Here is a 17,089-nt window from a genome sequence, read left to right as displayed (position 1 = left end):
TATCCCTTTCTGTGCTTTTTGCAATTTGTCTATATCTTTACATTCAGTCTTTTTTCGTTAATAACTGGTTTTATGTCTGATATTCCTATGTATAGATTAACGCCACCGAGTATATTTTTTATTTTGCCTTCCATTGATTTGAACTTTTCAAAAGCCCTTTTGTTTGAGAAAAATATGCTTATCGATGTTGAGTCTTCTATTGATAACCCATTTATCACTATTGCTCCATAGCTTGAGTGTGAAACAAGCAGGCTTATCTTGAATGCCTTTTTGCCTTTTGTTGAAGCTAAATTCTCCTTTTTTATAAACACCTTCTCTTCCTTGCCATTTATGACAAACGGCAAAAATACAAAGAGATTTTCTTGATTTTGACTGTTAATTGCTCCAAACTGTCTGATGCTTTCCTTTATTAGATTTGAGAGTTTTTCTATGTCATCATGAGAGTTTGATAAGTGTGCTGATAGCTTATCTATGATAGTTTTAATCAAATCTTGCTTGATGTTTTTTTCTCTTATCAGGTTTTCTTCAGCTTTACTCAGAAGTTCCTTTAACTCTTTTTTTTCTGTTATGTTTTTCAGTTTTACAACTAATGATATGAGTGTTAATCTGTCGTTGTTATCTAAGGCTTGCTTTAGCTTCTCTATGCTTTCGGCTATGAGCTTTTCTGCATCGTTTATTATTATAGCTGATGTCTGTTTTACAAAATCAACAGGTAAATTCTCTTTTTCGACAATCTTTATCTTTCCTTCATCGTCAAGTAGAAGGCTTATGAGATTTGAGTTTATCGGTTTTTCTGTTTCTATCTCGAGCAATTTCCCTTTTATGCTTATCAGATACCTGCCGTCAGATTTTCTTTGAATTACTTCTGCTTCTTGAGAGTTCTCTTCAAACACAAACAGAGATTTTATCTCTTTTTGTGTGATGTTTTTAACTTCAGATGCTATTTTCTCTGTTTTTGGTGAGCTTTCTGGTTCCAATAGTTTTAAAACTATCTGTGGTGCTAAGCTTTTGACTTCAACCAAAACCTTCTTAGAGTTAATCGGTATATTTGAAGATGCTTCAAATAGTTTTCCTTTTAATCTTACAATGTATTTAAAGTCGCCCTTTTTTGAGACGACAAAGGCTTCAACCCTTTCTCCAACCTTAAGCAGGTTCTTTAATTGCTGCGGCGTTATGTTTAGTCGTAGGTTTGATACTTCTATCTGCATTCTTCTATCGCTGGGCAGAGTTTTTTAAGTTTATTTAAAGATAGCTCTTTAAACTTCTCCCAAAACGGAAAACTTTCACACTGTTTTGGTCTTACGGGATAAATCTCACACCTGTAATTATCATCCAAAAATACACAGCGCTTTTCACCCTTTATCACAAGGTCAATCAAGGCAATTTTACCAAACACCTTTCTTGTGTATGTTTTTAAAAAATCTTCCCTTTTTAAACCTAAAAACTCTGAAATCCTTTCTATATCTTCATTAGTTAGAAACACATACCCTTCGCCAATGCAACAGAGTGCTTTGCAGGTTTTGCATCTTGTATCGTCAAAGCAGAACCAGAATCCATCTCTTTTAACCATTTACGCCTATTTTTGGGCAGATATCATTTAAAAAACAGCTTTTGCAGTCTGGCTTTTTAGCCTTGCAGATATGCCTGCCAAGCAGAATTAGTCCAGTATAGAAGACAATCCAATCTTCTTGGTTGACCTTTTCCATTATATCATTCTCAACTGTCTCTGCCTTTTTTGAGTTTGATATGCCAAGTCTATTTGCAACCCTTAAAACATGCGTATCAACACCAACAGCAGGTATGCCAAACCCCATCGATAAGACTATATTTGCCGTTTTTCTTCCAACGCCGGGCAGACTTGTTAGCTCTTCTAAGCTCTTTGGCACTTCACAGTCGTATTTTTCACAAATCTCTTTTGCAAGCTCTATTAAATTTTTTGCCTTTGTGTTATGCATACTGCAAGATGAGATTATCCCGTTTAGCTCGTCGAAGTTTGCATCTTTGAGCTCTTTTGCTGTCGGGTATATTTTGAACAGCTCTTCGGTAATTTTGTTTGTTCGTGCATCTGTGCATCGGGCAGATAGAATTAGTGCAACAAGCAGCTCAAATGGGTTTGAGTAATTCAATTCAATCGTCGGGTCTGGATACTGCTTTTTTATCCTTTCAACTATCTGGTTCATTTCTGCTGCTCCTGTATGTGATTTTTATTGAGCATCCTTTGAAGTCAAACAGTTTATAAAGGCTATTTCTTACATATCTCTTGTAATTCTCTTCTATCTCATCTGGTCTATTTGTAAAGATTACAAAATGCGGCGGGTTTGTCTCAACCTGTGTCATGTATTTTAGCTTAATCTCTTTACCTTTTTTTGAGAATGGTGCGTTTTGTCTAATGATTGAGTGTAATTTCTCGTTTAACTCATGCGTTGGGATTCTCTTTGAACACACCTTTTGAACCCGCTCTATCTTTTTTAAGAGCTTGCCTATATTTTTTCTTTCCTTTGCACTTATTGAGATAAACTCTGCAAAACTCGCAGACGGAATCGCTTCTTTTATCACCTTCTCATACTCACTTAACTTCACATCATTGAGCAAGTCCCACTTATTTAAAGCAATAATCAATCCTTTGTTTTTCTGGACGATTTTGTCTATGATGTATCTGTCCATTGAAGTTAGGCCTTCTTCTGCATCAACCAAGAATACACATATATCGCTTCTGTCGATGGCAAAAAACGAGAAGATGCTTGAGAGTTTATCGATTGCCTTCTTAGTTTTGGATTTTTTTCTTATGCCTGCCGTATCGATAAGCAGATAGCATTTGTCGTTGTAAAAAAACGGCGTATCTATACTGTCTGTTGTTGTTCCAACTTTATCACTAACAACGCTTCTATTTTCGTTTAAAATCGCATTTATTAGGCTTGATTTTCCGACATTTGATCTGCCTGTTATTGCTATCTTTGATATACAGTCGAGTTTCTCTTCGCTCTCTTTAATGATTTCGGCTAATCTCTCTTTTAGTGTTGCTAAGTTTTTTCTGTGCGTTGCCGATATTTTCAAGACATCGCCGAATTTGTAATACTCATATTCAAACTCCTGTTTCTTTATGTCGCTTTTATTTGCAACAAGTATGTGCGATTTTTTGGATTTTAGGACATATCTGAATATCTCTTCATCTTGAATGCTTAAAGGCGTTGTTAAATCAAACACAACTATTACAGCATCGCTTGAGTCGATTGCTAATTTTATCTGGTCGTTTATACTCTCTGCAAATTCACCTTCAGTCTCAAAACCGCCAGTGTCTATAAAGAGCACATCCTTATCTTCTATCTTGCCGTATTCAAATATTCTATCTCGTGTTGTGCCTGGCATATCAAGAATTAGGCTTTTGTTTTTGTTTGTAAGCGCATTAAATAGTGTTGATTTTCCGACATTGGGCTTTCCAACTATTGCAACCTTTGCCATTTTTTATCCCCCTTCCTTTGAGAAAGATACCAATTTAAAAGTGATTTGCAAGTCTCTTTCTTTTTTGTATAGTAAATCAGTGGGAGGTTAAAGATGGATATAAAAAGAGTTCTGTTTGAGTTAAGCAGATTATCTGATTTTATTGAAGGCAACGATACATTCCATCAGAGAAGGGTTGCGGTTATTGCCTTTGAATTGGCAAGAGAGCTTAAATTCGACAACTTTGGACTTGACCTTGTTTTAAAATCTGCTCTAATTCACGATATTGCCTTGTTAAACGACACTTCAAAGGTTGAGACATTCAGGCAGATAGTTTATGAAGAGTTTGGAAAGCTCAATAAACACGCAACAGTAAGCGGCAGAATAGCACGATTCTTCAATCTCCATCTTGATATAACGACGGCTATAAACCTACACCACACGCCGCACGGCTCAAACTCATCACTCATAGGCAGTATCCTGTTTTTGGCAGATAACATTGAAGTTGCACACAGAAGTCTGACAAACCCGTTTGCCTTTGATGAGCTGTTTGATTTTTTAAAACAGAAGGGTGATTTGTTTGACGATACGCTTTTGGATGCGTTTAAGAGATGCTCTGAAAAAGAGTGTTTCTGGTTTTACCTGCTTGATGAGAATGTTGATGACAGGATTGAAGAGATTTTGAAAATGCTGCCAGAAGAAGAAGTTGACGACAAGTTTAAGGATGCTCTGTTTTATTTTCTTGCCTATGCAAGCGATAGAATTGCACCATTTTTTGAAGGATATTCCATACTTACAAAGAATATAGCAACATCATTGGGTTATAAACTAAACCTTGATGTGAATAGGCTCAAGTATGCAGCGCTTTCATCTCACATAGGCAATCTCACTGTGCCTTTTGATGTTTTTAAGAAGGAGTCTATTGACGAAGTTGAATACAATATAATAAAATCCCACACGCTTAATGCAAAAAGGGTGCTTGAGAAGATGGGTTTTGACGATTTAGCGCAGGTTGTATTTGCTCATCATGAGAATATTAAAAACAGTGGTTATCCATGCAAGAGACTTCCGTCTCTTGAGTCGGAAGTTTTAGGTTTGTCGTCTTTTGTCGCTGCTATGATGCAGGATAGACCATATAGGGCAGCTTTAAGCAATAAAGAGATAGTCAATGAGATAGATAAAATGAGTGAGAAGTATCACGAAAGTGTTATAAAAGCTTTAAAAGAGATTGATTTTGATAAGGTTAGAAAGACAAAAGATGAGTATTATGATGCCGTATCAAAACTATTTTTGTGAAGAAGGAGAATAAGCGATGAGACTCGCAATGATAGGAAGCGGTTATGTTGGGCTTGTTACGGGTGCCTGTTTTTCTGAAATGGGCAACAATGTTATTTGTGTTGATATCGATAAAGATAAGATAGAGAAGCTTAAAAAGGGTATAGTTCCCATATTTGAGCCCGGCCTTGATAAGATGATAAAGAGAAACTTGGAAAAGGGTAATATAGAGTTCACAACGGATTTAAAGTATGCAGTCCAGAATAGTGATATTGTGTTTATAGCTGTTGGAACGCCACAATCTGAAGATGGAAGTGCAGATTTAAATCATGTTTTGAAGGCTGCAGAAAGCATTGGCGAGTTTATGGACCATGAGATGATAGTTGTTGATAAATCAACCGTTCCCGTTGGCACAGCAGATAGGGTAAGAGAAGTGATAAGTAAGAAGCTAAAAGAGAGATACGGTGATAGTGTGCCGTTTGAGTTTGATGTTGTATCAAACCCTGAGTTTTTAAAGGAAGGTGATGCTATAGCCGATTTTATGAAGCCTGATAGGGTTATTGTTGGTGCTGATAACGAAAAATCTATGAAGATAATGAAGGAGTTATACAGGCCATTTACACTGAATCATGAGAGATTTATAGAGATGGATGTTAGAAGTGCTGAGCTTACCAAGTATGCTGCAAATGCTATGCTTGCGACGAAAATTTCCTTTATCAACGAGATTTCAAGGATTGCAGAAGCCTTGGGTGCAGACATAAACAAGGTGAGAATAGGTATAGGAAGCGACAGAAGGATAGGGTATCACTTTATCTATCCAGGTGTGGGATACGGTGGCAGCTGTTTTCCAAAGGATGTTAGAGCACTTGAGAAGATGGCTTTGGATGCAAAGATAAAGCCAATGATTATAAAAGCCGTCCAGAAGGTAAATGCAACACAAAGGTATTATTTCATAGATAAAATTCTAAACAGGTTTGGTGATAATTTAGAAGGAAAAACATTTGCCGTTTGGGGGCTTGCCTTCAAACCACAAACAGATGATATGAGAGAAGCACCATCAATTACCATTATAAATGAGCTAACCAAAAAGGGTGCAACTATTAAAGCTTATGACCCAGAAGCAATGGAAAATGCCAAGAGTTTCTGGCTAAAGGATAACAATAAGGTTGAGTATTTTGACAATAAATACGATACGCTTAACGGTTCTGATGCGATGATTTTGATAACTGAATGGAAGGAGTTTAGAAGTCCAGACTTTTACGAGATGAAAAAGAGACTTAAGAATCCAATAATATTTGACGGCAGGAATCAGTATAACAAAGAACTGTTAAAAGAGCTTGGTTTTGAATATTATCAGGTGGGCGTCAAGGCGTAGGCCTGCCTTTTTAACTCTTTTATCTTTTTTGTTGAAAAGCCCATACGAAACAGCAGGCTGTCATCTGTAAGCAGAAAATCTTGAACGAGAACTATGCCGTTGTCTAATAGCTTTTTGAGTAAATTTATCTTTATGCCTATTAGAACGGTTATAGGATAAAGCTTTTTTGTCTCTATCATCTTTTCAAGGCCACCATCTTCCGGATATCTCCAGCTTATAACTTTAAAATTATAACAGTGGGCAAACCGTTTTGCATCAACTGTTAGGCGTGTATTTGTCACGAGCCAGCCTTCAAATCTTTCCTTTTTATATTTTGTTTTGAGCGTATTTTCAAGGTCTCTAAAGCGTGAGAGAACATACATAGCCACTTTGGCATCACTTGCCCTTGTTGATGTTGAGTGATACTTGCACTCCACCGATACGACTTTGTTCTGTTTGAAGGCGAGAATATCTATTTCGTGATTTATGCAAAACCCTTTCTCGACTATGTTTGTCTGGGTTTTATAACCGTATGCTTGCATAACCTTTGCAAAGAACTTCTCAAATGGATAACCAGAAGGTCCAAGTCTCATCATCGCTTTTTTTAAAGAATAGCGCATGGCGTATGTGTGTTCCATGCGCCTTAGAAGTTCCTTTGCAAGCCTGTATATCTTTCTTGTAGGTGTTAAATCCTTTATGTTATTCTCAATTATATTGGCTATCTCAAATGCTTCGTCTGTTGATGCTCCAACCCTAATAAGAGAGTTTATCAGCTTTTCGGCTTTGAACTCTTCAACTTCACCATTTGATTTGATAACTTTCACTAATCACCGTTCTCCCAGATGAATCCTATTCTTACACATCCCCAATGTTTACCTTCTAAATAGACAGGTGTGGATATGTCATTCATAACAACGCCAGTGTCTCTCATGTATGTCTGAAGTAGGACAGGTTGTGTGTTTCTTGCTGCTGCAAGGCCTGTCGGGTCGTTGAATATTCTCATTGAGCGATTGCCAACTAAGTCTTTCTCATAATCTCCTGTTAAAGGTTTATCGTAGATTGAGTTGTGAGCAGCAACATAGCCGTTGTTATCTGCAAGAAGTGCAAATTTAAAGTTCGGGTCCATATTAAGATATTTATCTTCAATCGGCTGAACATATTTTTTGAAGAAGTCGGTAAAGCGAGTTCTGTATTTTTGTGGGTTTGTGTTTGGAACTGGCACATAGTTTCTATCCCACAAGTCTGCAGACGAGATAAGGCCATTTTTGATTGACTCGTGAAGTAGTTTTTCAAATTCATGTTTTGCATCGAGTAGTATTGAATATACCCTGTCAATGTAGGAGCCTGTTCTGAATTTAATCATGAATGTGAATAGCTCTTCGGCTGTTTTGGATATTGTGTATGTATCGTCTTTTATCTTTTCGATTCTATCGGCTGATTTTGCCACATCATCTGCCATTTTTTCCACTCTTTCTGCTATGGAGTCAACAGCAGACGACTGCTCTTCTGCTGCAGCTGCTACATCTTCTATCATTCTGCTTGCTTCTTTTACGCCTTCTGCTATTTCTATAAGAGAATCGGAAGTAGTTTTTATTAATTCTTTACCTTCTTCGACAGTGTCTATTAGTGTTAAGGTTGCTTCAATTGTTTTTTGGGTCTCAGTTTGTGTTTTTGATACAATTTGCCTTATCTGTTCGGTTGATTGGGCGGTTTTGTCTGCAAGTTTTCTTATCTCATCTGCAACGACGGCAAAACCACGACCAGCTTCTCCAGCTCGTGCTGCTTCAATTGCAGCATTTAGCGATAAAAGAGCTGTCTGGTCAGTTATCTCGTTGATTACATCAACGATTTTTCCTATCTCTTCTGAAGATGAACCCAATTTTTTCATCATCTCTGCGTTTTTCTGTGTCTCTTTTGCTATGTCTTCTATTTTGTTTATTGCGAGTGATGCCTTATCTGAGCCATCTGTTGCAAGTTCGTTTACCTTCTGCATAAATTCAGATGTGTTTGTTATGTTTCGAGAGACGCTGTTTAGGGAATCTTTTATCTCGTCCATTGTTGTTCTTATCTCTTCCATGCCTTCTGCTTCAGCTTTTACATTTTCAGATATCCTTTGGGCGTTGAAGCTCACCTTTGCTGCCTGTGTTGCCACTTTGTTTGATACTTTGAGTGTTTTCTTTAAAGCATCTTGAACCTGAGCTATGAAGGTGTTGGCAAGATTTAGGAATCCTATCTCTCGAGAAACTTTTGGTAGTCTGTCTGTTAAATCATATGTAGAACATAGGCGAGTTTGGCAAAATTGGTTTATCTCTTTTATGGGTTTTACGAATGTCCTGTAATAGTAGAGAAGAAAAATAGAGAAAAATAAGATGGAAAGAACGATAAATGAGATGAAAAACAAAGATTTCGCTGTAAAGAATATTATGAGCATCAAAGTAAAGTATATGAAAAAAATTGTACTGCTTACGGCTATAAATCTCATCTTACCCCCCTTGCAGCTTTATTTTTGAACTAAATTATTATTTTTTGGTTTTTTTGTCAAACTATATTTTAGCCTAAAACAATAGTTTACAATCTTAAAAGCAGGTTAAAATTTTACAGAAATATTGACATGATAATATCTTGACTTATTTGTGGATTATGGTAATAAATAATCGGGCAAAAATGAGAAAAATAAAAGATTTGGGTGAAAGGAGGCTCAAGTGCACTTTTTAGTATTTATTAAGCAGGTGCCTGACGCTGCCCAGGTTAGAGTGGATTATGAGACTGGAACATTGATAAGGGAAGGTGTTCCAGCTATCATCAATCCTTATGACAAACACGCTATAGAGGCAGCAGTAAGGCTGAGAGACCAGTTTGGTGGTAAGGTTTCTGTTATTTGTATGGGACCACCTATGGCTGAAGATGCTTTAAAAGAAGCTATGGCTATGGGTGCTGATAACGCTTATCTGTTGAGCGACAGGGTGTTTGCCGGTTCAGATACTCTTGCTACAAGCTATGCTTTATGGGCTGGTGCTCAAAAGATTATTCAGGAAGAAGGTCCAGTTGATATTTTCTTTGCTGGCAAACAGGCAATCGACGGTGATACAGCTCAGACTGGACCTGGAATTGCAACGAGATTCGATATTCCGTTAATAACTTATGTTGTTGACATTAAAAAAGTTGACCCAGAGAAGAAGACTATCCAGGTTGTAAGACTTGTTGAGAGTGGACAAGAAACAGTTGAATCTCCATTGCCATGTTTCTTGACAGTTGAAGAAGAGCTTAACACTTTAAGCTATGCACCCTTACCTTATTTGATTAGGGCTGCTAAGACTCCTGTTAAAGTATTGAATTCTAAGAATACCGAGATTGACGCTTCTCAATGCGGTTTGAAGAACTCTCCAACAAAGGTTAAAAAGGCCTTTACGCCGCCTAAGAGAGAAAGAGGGGAGATGATTGAAGGGGATTCTATAGACGCTATCTTGAACACACTTTATGAAAAAATCGAGCCCGTTCTTAAAACAATGGGCAAAGTAAAATAAGGTGAGGTTGGAAAATGATTAAACAGGATATTACGAAGTATAAACATATTTGGGTTTTTATTGAACATGAGAATGGCAAAATTGAAAGAGTTTCGTTTGAGCTTCTAACTAAAGCAAGAGAGCTTGCTAAAGACTTGGGTTGCGAAGTTCATGCGTTTACGGTTGGTGATAAAGTTGAGCAGTTTAAGGGTGAAGTTTTCAAGTATGGTGCAAAGAAGTTCTTTATAATTGAGGACCCAATATTAAAAGATTACATCACAGAGCCATGGAGAGATGCTATTGTTTACATGATAGAGAAGCATAAACCAGAAATAGTGCTTATCGGTGCGACAACCTTGGGAAGGGATTTAGCCGGAACGATAGCAACAAAATTAATGACTGGTCTTACGGCTGATACGACGGCTCTTGATATTGACCCAAAAACGAAGAACCTGTTAATGACAAGGCCTACATTTGGCGGTAACTTGATGGCTACGATTTTCTGCCCAGACAATAGACCGCAGATGTCCACATCAAGGCCAGGAGTTTACAAAGCAGTTGAAGAGCCTGTTAAAGGTGAGGTTATAAAAGAGAAGTATGAATTTGACAAAGGCAAATACACGAAAAAAATTATAGAAAAAATCATAGAAGAGGGCGAGAAAGTAAATCTTGGTTTCTACGATGTCATCGTTGCTGGTGGTTTCGGCATGGGCAGCAAGGAGAACTTTAAATATTTACAGGAACTTGCTGACCTGTTAGGTGGAACATGGGCTGCAAGTAGAAAGGCTGTTCAGGCTGGCTGGGCTCCACAAACAAGACAGGTTGGTCAGACTGGTCAGACAGTCCATCCTAAGATTTACATAGCTTGCGGAATTTCTGGTGCAATTCAACATCAGGCAGGTATGAAGTCATCAGAAGTTATAATAGCTATTAATAAAGACCCAGATGCTCCGATTTTCGAGATAGCTACATACGGAATTGTTGGAGATGTAACGGAAGTTCTTCCTAAGATGATTCAAATGTTTAAGGAAAAATTAGGAAAGGCTTAAAAAGGAGAGCGAAATGAGAAAAAAGGATTTTGATGTAATAGTTGTGGGAGCTGGTCCTGCAGGATTGGCTGCAGGTTATGTCTTGGCTAAGGCTGGTGTTGATGTTATCATCATAGAGAGAGGAAAATTCCCAGGCTCCAAAAATGTAATGGGTGGTATTTTCTATAGGGAGCCTATGGATGATTTGATTCCAGATTTTTACAAAGAAGCTCCACTGGAAAGACATATCATAGAGCAAAGAATGTGGTTGATGGATGATACTTCTCACTTTAGTTTTGGTATTAAAACTCAGAAACATAATGTTGAGCCTTACAACTGTTTTAGCGTGTTTAGGGCTCACTTTGATAAGTGGTTTGCGAAGAAGGTTGTTGAAGCTGGAGCTTTATTGATTAACGAGACAGTTGTAACAGAGCCTATAGTTGAAGATGGTAAAGTTGTTGGTGTAAGGACAGACAGACCTCAGGGTGATTTATATGCAGATGTTGTTATAGCGGCTGATGGTGTTCAGTCTTTCTTGGCTAAATCTTTGGGTTTGAGAAAGAAAATTACACCAGAGAAAGTTGCTGTAGGTGTGAAAGAGATAATAGGATTGAGTGAAGATCAGATAAACGATAGGTTTGGCGTAAAGGATGCATCTGAAGGTGTAACTATAGAAATTACGGGTCCATTCCTTAAAGGAATGGAAGGAATGGCTTGGATTTATACAAATAAAACATCTGTTTCTATAGGTATAGGCGTTATAGTCAAAGACATGATAGAGCATCGAAAGAATCCTAATGACTTGTTAGAAGAACTAAAGGCCCATCCGTCTATTGCTCCATTAATAGAGGGTGGAGACACAAAAGAGTATTTAGCTCACCTGATTCCAGAGGGTGGATATTACTCAGTTCCAAAAATGTACACTGATGGCTTTATGGTTGCAGGTGATGCTGCAATGCTTGTTGACAGTGTTCATAGAGAAGGTTCTAACCTTGCGGTAGAAAGTGGTAAGCTTGCAGCAAGGACGTATCTCGAAGCAAGACAGGCTGGCGATTTCTCAGAGAGAATGCTCTCAAGATATCAGGAAAAAATAGAAGAATCCTTCGTCTTAAAGGATTTGAAACATTACAGAAATTTGCCAGAGTTGCTTGAAGAGAAGAGATATCTCTTGACAGATTATCCACAGTTTATAATTGATGCTATGATAGAGCTTTACACCGTTGATGGCACTCCAAAGCCAGAGAAGTTTAGAAAGCTGAAAGAAGAGCTTAAGAGTAGATTTGGTTATGTCAACCTGGCTAAGGATATATTCACTATTTGGAGGAAGATGAGATGAAGAAGTTAAGAATAGAAGATAAGCTTTATCTTATAGGCTATAATGTTGACCATGAATATAACCATCTTGGTATAAGCGACCCTGAGATGTGTAAAACTTGCGAGAAAAAGCAGTGCACTTATGTTTGTCCTGCAAGTGTTTACACATGGGATGAGAAAGAGCAGAAAATAAACATCAACTATGATGCTTGTGTTGAGTGCGGAACATGTAGAATAGCTTGCGATTACATAACTTGGAAATACCCAAGAGGCGGCTTTGGAGTTGCATATAAATTCGGTTAAAATTTGCCTTTCTTGAAAAAGAAAATCAATGCCCTCATCTCTTTTAAGGGATGGGGGCATTTTTATTTAAGGGTGGTGTTATGATTGTTAAACTTGTCGTAGGCGAATTACAAACAAACTGTTATTTGTTTTTCGATGATGAGACAAAAGAGACGATAATAATTGACCCAGGAGATGAGCCTGAACATATAGCTGATGAATTGGATAAATATGGGCTTATACCTATTATGGTGGTAAACACTCACTATCATTTTGACCATGTTGGTGGCAATGCGTTTTTGAAAGAGAGATACGATGTACCAATAGCCATAGGTGAACTTGACGCTGATTTTTTAGAGAATTCTCATCGAGACGCCTTTAGTCTTTTGGGTAAGAGACAAGACCCTTCGCCAGATGCTGATATACTACTTTCTGAAGATAGAAGTATAAAGGTTGGTAGGTTTATATTTGAAGTTATAGAGACTCCAGGACATACCCCTGGTTCAATTTCTCTTTATCAAGCGGAAGAAGGTGTTTTGTTTAGTGGAGATACTTTATTTTACGAATCCGTAGGTAGGTGGGACCTTGTTGGCGGGAATGAGTTTGATTTGTTAAGAAGTGTTAATAGGCTTTTAAAATTACCGAAGGAGACTGTTGTTTATCCTGGACACGGAAGAGAAACTACAATAGAACATGAACGCAGCTCGAACCCGTTTATAGAGTTTGCAGTTAAGTAAAAATAAAAACCCGTCTGTCGCGAAAGACAGACGGGTTGATTTTGTCTGTTTAACTTTTTAATACATGCCAGCGCCAGCACCAGCCATAGCTTTATCTTCTTTCTCTCTCTCCTTTGGGTCGTCAGTAATGAGAGTCTCTGTTGTAAGCATCAATCCAGCTACACTTGCAGCGTTCTGGATTGCTGTTCTTTCAACCTTTGTTGGGTCGATAATACCTTTTTCGAACATGTTTACAAAGTCGCCGTTTCTTGCATCAAATCCATAGGACAAGTCGCTGTTCTCTCTAATCTTGTTGATTATAATTGAGCCTTCAAATCCAGCGTTGTTTGCTATTACCTTTGCAGGCTCTTCGAGAACCTTCTTTATTATCTTTATACCGATATCCTGGTCATCGTTTTCGCCTTTTAAGTTGTCCAAAGCAGCCTGACATCTCAGAAGTGCTACACCACCACCTGGAACTATACCTTCTTCAACAGCAGCTTTCGTTGCGTTCAGTGCGTCTTCAACTCTTGCTTTCTTCTCTTTCATCTCTGTCTCTGTTGCAGCACCTACCTTGATGATTGCAACACCACCGGCCAGTTTTGCCATTCTCTCTCTTAGCTTCTCTTTGTCGTATTCGCTTGTGGACTGCTCAATCTGAGCTTCAATCTGCTTGATTCTTGCCTGTATCTCTTCTTTTGAACCCATACCATCAACGATTGTTGTATTCTCTTTGTCAACGATTATCTTCTTTGCTCTACCGAGAACATCTAAGTCAACAGTGTCAAACTTCATACCTGTCTCTTCGCTGATTACCTGACCGCCTGTCAAGATAGCGATGTCTCTTAACATCTCTTTTCTTCTGTCGCCGAATCCTGGTGCCTTAACTGCGCAGCACTGAAGTGTTCCTCTTAACTTGTTGACGACGAGTGTTGCCAAAGCTTCGCCTTCAACTTCTTCAGCTATTACAAGGAATGGTCTGCCAGTCTTTGCAATCTTTTCAACAAGTGGCAAGAACTCTTGCATAGAGCTTACTTTCTTGTCTGTGATTACGATGAATGCATCTTCAAGCTCTGCAACCATCTTCTCAGCGTTAGTTACAAAGTATGGAGAGAGATATCCTCTGTCGAATCTCATACCTTCAACAAGCTCAAGTGTTGTCTCTGTGCCTTTTGCTTCTTCAACTGTGATTACGCCGTTCTTTCCAACCTTGTCCATTGCTTCGGCGATTATTTCGCCAATCTCTTTATCGTTGTTTGCAGAGATTGTTCCGACTTCAGCTATCTGTTTCTTCTCTGTTACTTCTTTGGATATCTTCTTTAACTCTTCAACAACCTTATCAACGGCTTTGTCAATTCCTCTCTTTATCTCGATTGGATTAGCACCAGCTGTTACATTCCTTAAACCTTCTCTGAAGATTGCCCTTGCCAAAACAGTTGCCGTTGTTGTTCCATCACCAGCAACATCGCTTGTCTTGGAAGCAACTTCTTTTACAAGCTGAGCACCCATGTTCTCATAAGGGTCTTTTAGCTCTATCTCCCTTGCAACAGTTACACCGTCCTTTGTTATTGTTGGGCTACCGAATCTTCTGTCGATTACTACATTCCTTCCCCTTGGACCCATTGTTACGGCAACTGCGTCAGCAAGCTTATTTACACCTCTCATTATTGCTTCTCTTGCGCTATCACCAAACTCCAAAATCTTTGCTGTCATCGTCTATCACCCCCTTCTTCTTAATTTTTTAGTCAACAATCTTTGCTAAAACTTCGTCTTCTTTGAGTATTACATACTTCTTGTCATCAAGTTTAATCTCGTTGCCTGCATACTTTTCAAATACAACCCTGTCGCCTTCCTTTATGCTTTCAACATCATCACCCACTGCAATAACCTTACCCTGCTGTGGCTTCTCCTTTGCTGTGTCTGGAATGATGATGCCAGATTCTGTTTTCTGCTCTAACTCTTCAGGCTCAACTATCAATCTGTCCATCAGTGGTTTAAGAGTCATCTTCTCACCTCCCTTAATTTTTTGTTAGCACTCATCTTACTCGAGTGCTAACAATATACCTTTTTCAAAAAATTTCAAGTCTAAATATTGCAAAATACAAAAAAATAAATCATAATAAACAAAGATACACAAAAATAATGCAACAAATCACCTAAAAATCTTTTATCAAACCTTAAAAAATTTGACTTTGATTGAGCTTTGTGATAGAAGTTTGCTTGCGATTTTAAGAAAAGTAAGGAGGTAAAAGTGGCTAATCACAAGTCTGCTGCAAAAAGGGCAAGACAGAACAAGAAGAGATACATGAGAAATAAAGCCTACAGGACAAGGCTTAAGAATGTGTTAAAAAAAGCAAGACTTATAATAGAACAGGAAAACGACAGAGAAACTGTCGAAAAACACCTTAGGGAAGCAGAAAGGGTTATAAGAAAGATTTACAGCAAGGGTGTTATAAAAGAGAACAAGGCTTCAAGGCTAATCTCAAGACTGTATCAAAAAGCCCACAAAAAGTTTACTCAAGCAGAAGCAGAAGCATCATAAAAAGAATAAAAAAGGCGGTTAGCCCGCCTTTACTCTCCTTTAAAAATGGGTTTTCTTTTCTCTAAAAAGGCGCTTATTCCTTCGTTTTTGTCATATGTTGAGCAACACGCACCAAAAAGAGATGCTTCTATCTTCATTCCTTCTTCTAATGGTGCATCTATGCCACTGTTTATTGATTCAATTGTACACTTTACGGCTATTGGTGGTTTTTCTGCCAATAACTGAGCCAGCTCCTTTGCTTCATTAATCAACTCTTCGCTTTTTACCACTCTGTTTACAAGCCCAATTTCGTAAGCCCTTTGTGCTGTTATGGGTTTACCCGAGAGTATCATTTCAAATGCCAATGTTTTACCTATTAATCTTGGCAGTCTCTGGGTTCCGCCAAATCCCGGGATTATTCCTATATTAATTTCTGGTTGGCCAAGTTTTGCATTTTCTGATGCTATCCTTAAATGGCAAGCTATGGCAAGCTCCAAACCGCCACCCAAAGCATAGCCGTTTATTGCAGCTATTATGGGTTTTGGAAAGTTCTCTATATAATCAAACAGCTTTTGGGCTTTTCTTGCCTTTCTCATACCAGTCTCAAAATTCAGCTCTTTTATCTCGTTTAAATCGCCGCCACTTGCAAATGCCTTTCCGTTGCCTGTGATTATTACAGTCCTTATACTTTTGTCTTCTTCGACTTCTTTTAAGCTGTTTTCTAACTCTTCAAACATCTCATTATTGAACGCATTTAAAACTTCTGGCCTGTTTAATGTAATTAGCAGAACAGAGCCACTTCTCTCTTTGAGTATTACACTCATGGCTTGCTCCTTAAAGCTTCTTCTATCAGTTTAACATCAAAACCAAACTCTCTGTATCCTTTATAAATATGCTCTATATAGTTAGGTTGTGGGTTTTGATTATCCGTTAGTTTATCGGGATGAGCTATATAAACTTCGGCTATAATTCTCTGGCTATCTTCTAAAATCACAGGAACTGTAACCCTTAAATAGTGGTTTGGTGCACCTTCATAACTATCCAGTTTGTTTAGCTGTTCAAATGAGAGCTTCTGCAAAACAGCCGGGCAGCGTGCATCTTTTTCAAACACTATATTCGCATAGGTTTGAAAGCTTTTATCAGCCATTTTATTAAAAGTCAGCTTGAAGTTTTCTATGTAAACAGGCTTATACTCTTCAATCTCTCCCACCCTTCTTTTAATTCTCTCTAAACTCATATTCGAACCATAAGATGCAAGCCAGATATAGTCATTATTTCTCTCAAGGATGTATCTTCTATAATCGCAAATCTCTATGGGTTGGTTTAGCTCTTCTGTCTTGTTGTAAAAATAGCAATAAGCATCTTCAATTTTACCGTTTAAATTCCTAAGCTTTACACACTCCCTTAAATACAGCGAATCTGGGTTGTCTTCCTGATAATCTTCTATTTTATCTATAACATTAAGCTCTTTTACTTCTATCTCGTATATTTCACCAAATGTCATATAAGAATCTTTAACAAGAGCCGGATACCAGCCAACATCATAGAGTTGAGAATTTTCCAAAATAGCATACCCAATAAGCTCTCCATTTACATATTTATGAAGCCGCATGCCTTTCATTAATGTGCCATAAAAAAATAGTTTAATTCTCATTAAA

18 protein-coding genes are annotated in these 17,089 nt (G+C 38.0%); 8 read left to right on the top strand and 10 right to left on the bottom strand.

What is annotated here, in order from left to right; all coding sequences use genetic code 11:
• Positions 1 to 29: 29 nt before the first annotated feature.
• The 4 genes from G415_RS0105645 to der are packed head-to-tail and all read right to left on the bottom strand — an operon-like array spanning position 30 to position 3,459.
• A complete protein-coding gene (locus G415_RS0105645) occupies positions 30 to 1,208 on the bottom strand; it encodes a hypothetical protein (RefSeq protein WP_022670644.1) in 1,179 nt (392 codons plus the stop codon).
• Positions 1,199 to 1,570 (bottom strand): YkgJ family cysteine cluster protein, encoded by a 372-nt coding sequence (locus G415_RS0105640; RefSeq protein WP_022670643.1) that lies wholly within the window; start codon positions 1,568 to 1,570, stop codon positions 1,199 to 1,201. Before G415_RS0105640 ends, G415_RS0105645 begins: the two co-directional genes overlap by 10 nt.
• Positions 1,563 to 2,180 (bottom strand): endonuclease III, encoded by a 618-nt coding sequence (gene nth / locus G415_RS0105635; RefSeq protein WP_022670642.1) that lies wholly within the window; start codon positions 2,178 to 2,180, stop codon positions 1,563 to 1,565. The genes G415_RS0105640 and nth overlap by 8 nt, the downstream gene beginning before the upstream one ends.
• Positions 2,164 to 3,459: a ribosome biogenesis GTPase Der gene (der, locus tag G415_RS0105630; protein ID WP_022670641.1), complete on the bottom strand. Its 1,296-nt coding sequence runs from the start codon at positions 3,457 to 3,459 to the stop codon at positions 2,164 to 2,166. The genes nth and der overlap by 17 nt, the downstream gene beginning before the upstream one ends.
• A 93-nt stretch (positions 3,460 to 3,552) precedes the next feature.
• Here der and G415_RS0105625 point away from each other — a divergent pair, with 93 nt between their 5' ends.
• Together G415_RS0105625 and G415_RS0105620 are read left to right on the top strand one after the other, a co-directional pair.
• Positions 3,553 to 4,734, top strand: a complete 1,182-nt coding sequence (locus G415_RS0105625) for an HD-GYP domain-containing protein (protein ID WP_022670640.1) — start codon at positions 3,553 to 3,555, stop codon at positions 4,732 to 4,734.
• A gap of 16 nt (positions 4,735 to 4,750) precedes the next feature.
• Positions 4,751 to 6,088, top strand: a complete 1,338-nt coding sequence (locus tag G415_RS0105620) for a UDP-glucose dehydrogenase family protein (protein ID WP_022670639.1) — start codon at positions 4,751 to 4,753, stop codon at positions 6,086 to 6,088.
• Here G415_RS0105620 and G415_RS0105615 read toward each other — a convergent pair.
• Both G415_RS0105615 and G415_RS0105610 read right to left on the bottom strand, forming a co-directional pair.
• Complete coding sequence (locus G415_RS0105615) at positions 6,067 to 6,891, bottom strand: ATP cone domain-containing protein (protein WP_022670638.1); 825 nt, start codon at positions 6,889 to 6,891, stop codon at positions 6,067 to 6,069. The genes G415_RS0105620 and G415_RS0105615 overlap by 22 nt on opposite strands.
• A complete protein-coding gene (locus tag G415_RS0105610) occupies positions 6,891 to 8,549 on the bottom strand; it encodes a methyl-accepting chemotaxis protein (protein WP_022670637.1) in 1,659 nt (552 codons plus the stop codon). The genes G415_RS0105615 and G415_RS0105610 overlap by 1 nt, the downstream gene beginning before the upstream one ends.
• Before the next feature lie 220 nt (positions 8,550 to 8,769).
• Here G415_RS0105610 and G415_RS0105605 point away from each other — a divergent pair, with 220 nt between their 5' ends.
• The 5 genes from G415_RS0105605 (at position 8,770) to G415_RS0105585 (ending at position 12,931) form a co-directional block, all read left to right on the top strand.
• Entirely contained in the window at positions 8,770 to 9,591 is an 822-nt protein-coding gene (locus G415_RS0105605; protein WP_022670636.1) for an electron transfer flavoprotein subunit beta/FixA family protein, read from the top strand.
• A 14-nt stretch (positions 9,592 to 9,605) separates the two neighbouring features.
• A complete protein-coding gene (locus G415_RS0105600) occupies positions 9,606 to 10,619 on the top strand; it encodes an electron transfer flavoprotein subunit alpha/FixB family protein (protein ID WP_022670635.1) in 1,014 nt (337 codons plus the stop codon).
• 13 nt (positions 10,620 to 10,632) lie between these two features.
• Complete coding sequence (locus tag G415_RS0105595; RefSeq protein ID WP_022670634.1) at positions 10,633 to 11,934, top strand: FAD-dependent oxidoreductase; 1,302 nt, start codon at positions 10,633 to 10,635, stop codon at positions 11,932 to 11,934.
• Entirely contained in the window at positions 11,931 to 12,215 is a 285-nt protein-coding gene (locus G415_RS0105590; protein WP_022670633.1) for a ferredoxin family protein, read from the top strand. The genes G415_RS0105595 and G415_RS0105590 overlap by 4 nt, the downstream gene beginning before the upstream one ends.
• An 80-nt stretch (positions 12,216 to 12,295) precedes the next feature.
• Positions 12,296 to 12,931: an MBL fold metallo-hydrolase gene (locus G415_RS0105585; RefSeq protein ID WP_022670632.1), complete on the top strand. Its 636-nt coding sequence runs from the start codon at positions 12,296 to 12,298 to the stop codon at positions 12,929 to 12,931.
• Positions 12,932 to 12,988: 57 nt separating this feature from the next.
• Here G415_RS0105585 and groL read toward each other — a convergent pair whose 3' ends face one another.
• Together groL and G415_RS0105575 are read right to left on the bottom strand one after the other, a co-directional pair.
• Entirely contained in the window at positions 12,989 to 14,623 is a 1,635-nt protein-coding gene (gene groL / locus G415_RS0105580) for a chaperonin GroEL (protein WP_022670630.1), read from the bottom strand.
• Positions 14,624 to 14,651: 28 nt separating this feature from the next.
• Positions 14,652 to 14,915 carry a co-chaperone GroES gene (locus G415_RS0105575; protein ID WP_022670629.1) on the bottom strand — a complete coding sequence of 88 codons (264 nt, stop codon included), beginning with the start codon at positions 14,913 to 14,915 and terminating at the stop codon, positions 14,652 to 14,654.
• Positions 14,916 to 15,161: 246 nt separating this feature from the next.
• On the opposite strand from G415_RS0105575, the gene rpsT reads away from it, so the two are divergent.
• On the top strand, positions 15,162 to 15,452 hold the full coding sequence (rpsT, locus tag G415_RS0105570) for a 30S ribosomal protein S20 (RefSeq protein ID WP_022670628.1): 291 nt from the start codon (positions 15,162 to 15,164) through the stop codon (positions 15,450 to 15,452).
• 29 nt (positions 15,453 to 15,481) lie between these two features.
• Here rpsT and G415_RS0105565 read toward each other — a convergent pair whose 3' ends face one another.
• Positions 15,482 to 16,255 (bottom strand): enoyl-CoA hydratase/isomerase family protein, encoded by a 774-nt coding sequence (locus G415_RS0105565; protein ID WP_022670627.1) that lies wholly within the window; start codon positions 16,253 to 16,255, stop codon positions 15,482 to 15,484.
• Positions 16,252 to 17,085 (bottom strand): gamma-glutamylcyclotransferase family protein, encoded by an 834-nt coding sequence (locus tag G415_RS0105560; RefSeq protein ID WP_022670626.1) that lies wholly within the window; start codon positions 17,083 to 17,085, stop codon positions 16,252 to 16,254. The genes G415_RS0105565 and G415_RS0105560 overlap by 4 nt, the downstream gene beginning before the upstream one ends.
• Positions 17,086 to 17,089: the final 4 nt, after the last annotated feature.

Source organism: Hippea alviniae EP5-r, assembly GCF_000420385.1.
GTDB classification, from domain to species: Bacteria; Campylobacterota_A; Desulfurellia; order Desulfurellales; family Hippeaceae; genus Hippea; species Hippea alviniae.
The sequence above is the reverse complement of the archived record's forward strand: the minus strand, read 5'-3'. Positions and strand labels throughout refer to the sequence as shown.

Bases quoted from the DNA above. Each gene is read 5' to 3' on its own strand.
- nth (WP_022670642.1), bottom strand. From the start codon at position 2,180: ATGAACCAGATAGTTGAAAGGATAAAAAAGCAGTATCCAGACCCGACG.
- G415_RS0105560 (WP_022670626.1), bottom strand. From the start codon at position 17,085: ATGAGAATTAAACTATTTTTTTATGGCACATTAATGAAAGGCATGCGG.
- G415_RS0105645 (WP_022670644.1), bottom strand. From the start codon at position 1,208: ATGCAGATAGAAGTATCAAACCTACGACTAAACATAACGCCGCAGCAA.
- G415_RS0105590 (WP_022670633.1), top strand. From the start codon at position 11,931: ATGAAGAAGTTAAGAATAGAAGATAAGCTTTATCTTATAGGCTATAAT.
- G415_RS0105625 (WP_022670640.1), top strand. From the start codon at position 3,553: ATGGATATAAAAAGAGTTCTGTTTGAGTTAAGCAGATTATCTGATTTT.
- G415_RS0105585 (WP_022670632.1), top strand. From the start codon at position 12,296: ATGATTGTTAAACTTGTCGTAGGCGAATTACAAACAAACTGTTATTTG.
- G415_RS0105595 (WP_022670634.1), top strand. From the start codon at position 10,633: ATGAGAAAAAAGGATTTTGATGTAATAGTTGTGGGAGCTGGTCCTGCA.
- G415_RS0105620 (WP_022670639.1), top strand. From the start codon at position 4,751: ATGAGACTCGCAATGATAGGAAGCGGTTATGTTGGGCTTGTTACGGGT.
- der (WP_022670641.1), bottom strand. From the start codon at position 3,459: ATGGCAAAGGTTGCAATAGTTGGAAAGCCCAATGTCGGAAAATCAACA.
- groL (WP_022670630.1), bottom strand. From the start codon at position 14,623: ATGACAGCAAAGATTTTGGAGTTTGGTGATAGCGCAAGAGAAGCAATA.
- G415_RS0105575 (WP_022670629.1), bottom strand. From the start codon at position 14,915: ATGACTCTTAAACCACTGATGGACAGATTGATAGTTGAGCCTGAAGAG.
- G415_RS0105565 (WP_022670627.1), bottom strand. From the start codon at position 16,255: ATGAGTGTAATACTCAAAGAGAGAAGTGGCTCTGTTCTGCTAATTACA.
- G415_RS0105610 (WP_022670637.1), bottom strand. From the start codon at position 8,549: ATGAGATTTATAGCCGTAAGCAGTACAATTTTTTTCATATACTTTACT.
- G415_RS0105600 (WP_022670635.1), top strand. From the start codon at position 9,606: ATGATTAAACAGGATATTACGAAGTATAAACATATTTGGGTTTTTATT.
- G415_RS0105640 (WP_022670643.1), bottom strand. From the start codon at position 1,570: ATGGTTAAAAGAGATGGATTCTGGTTCTGCTTTGACGATACAAGATGC.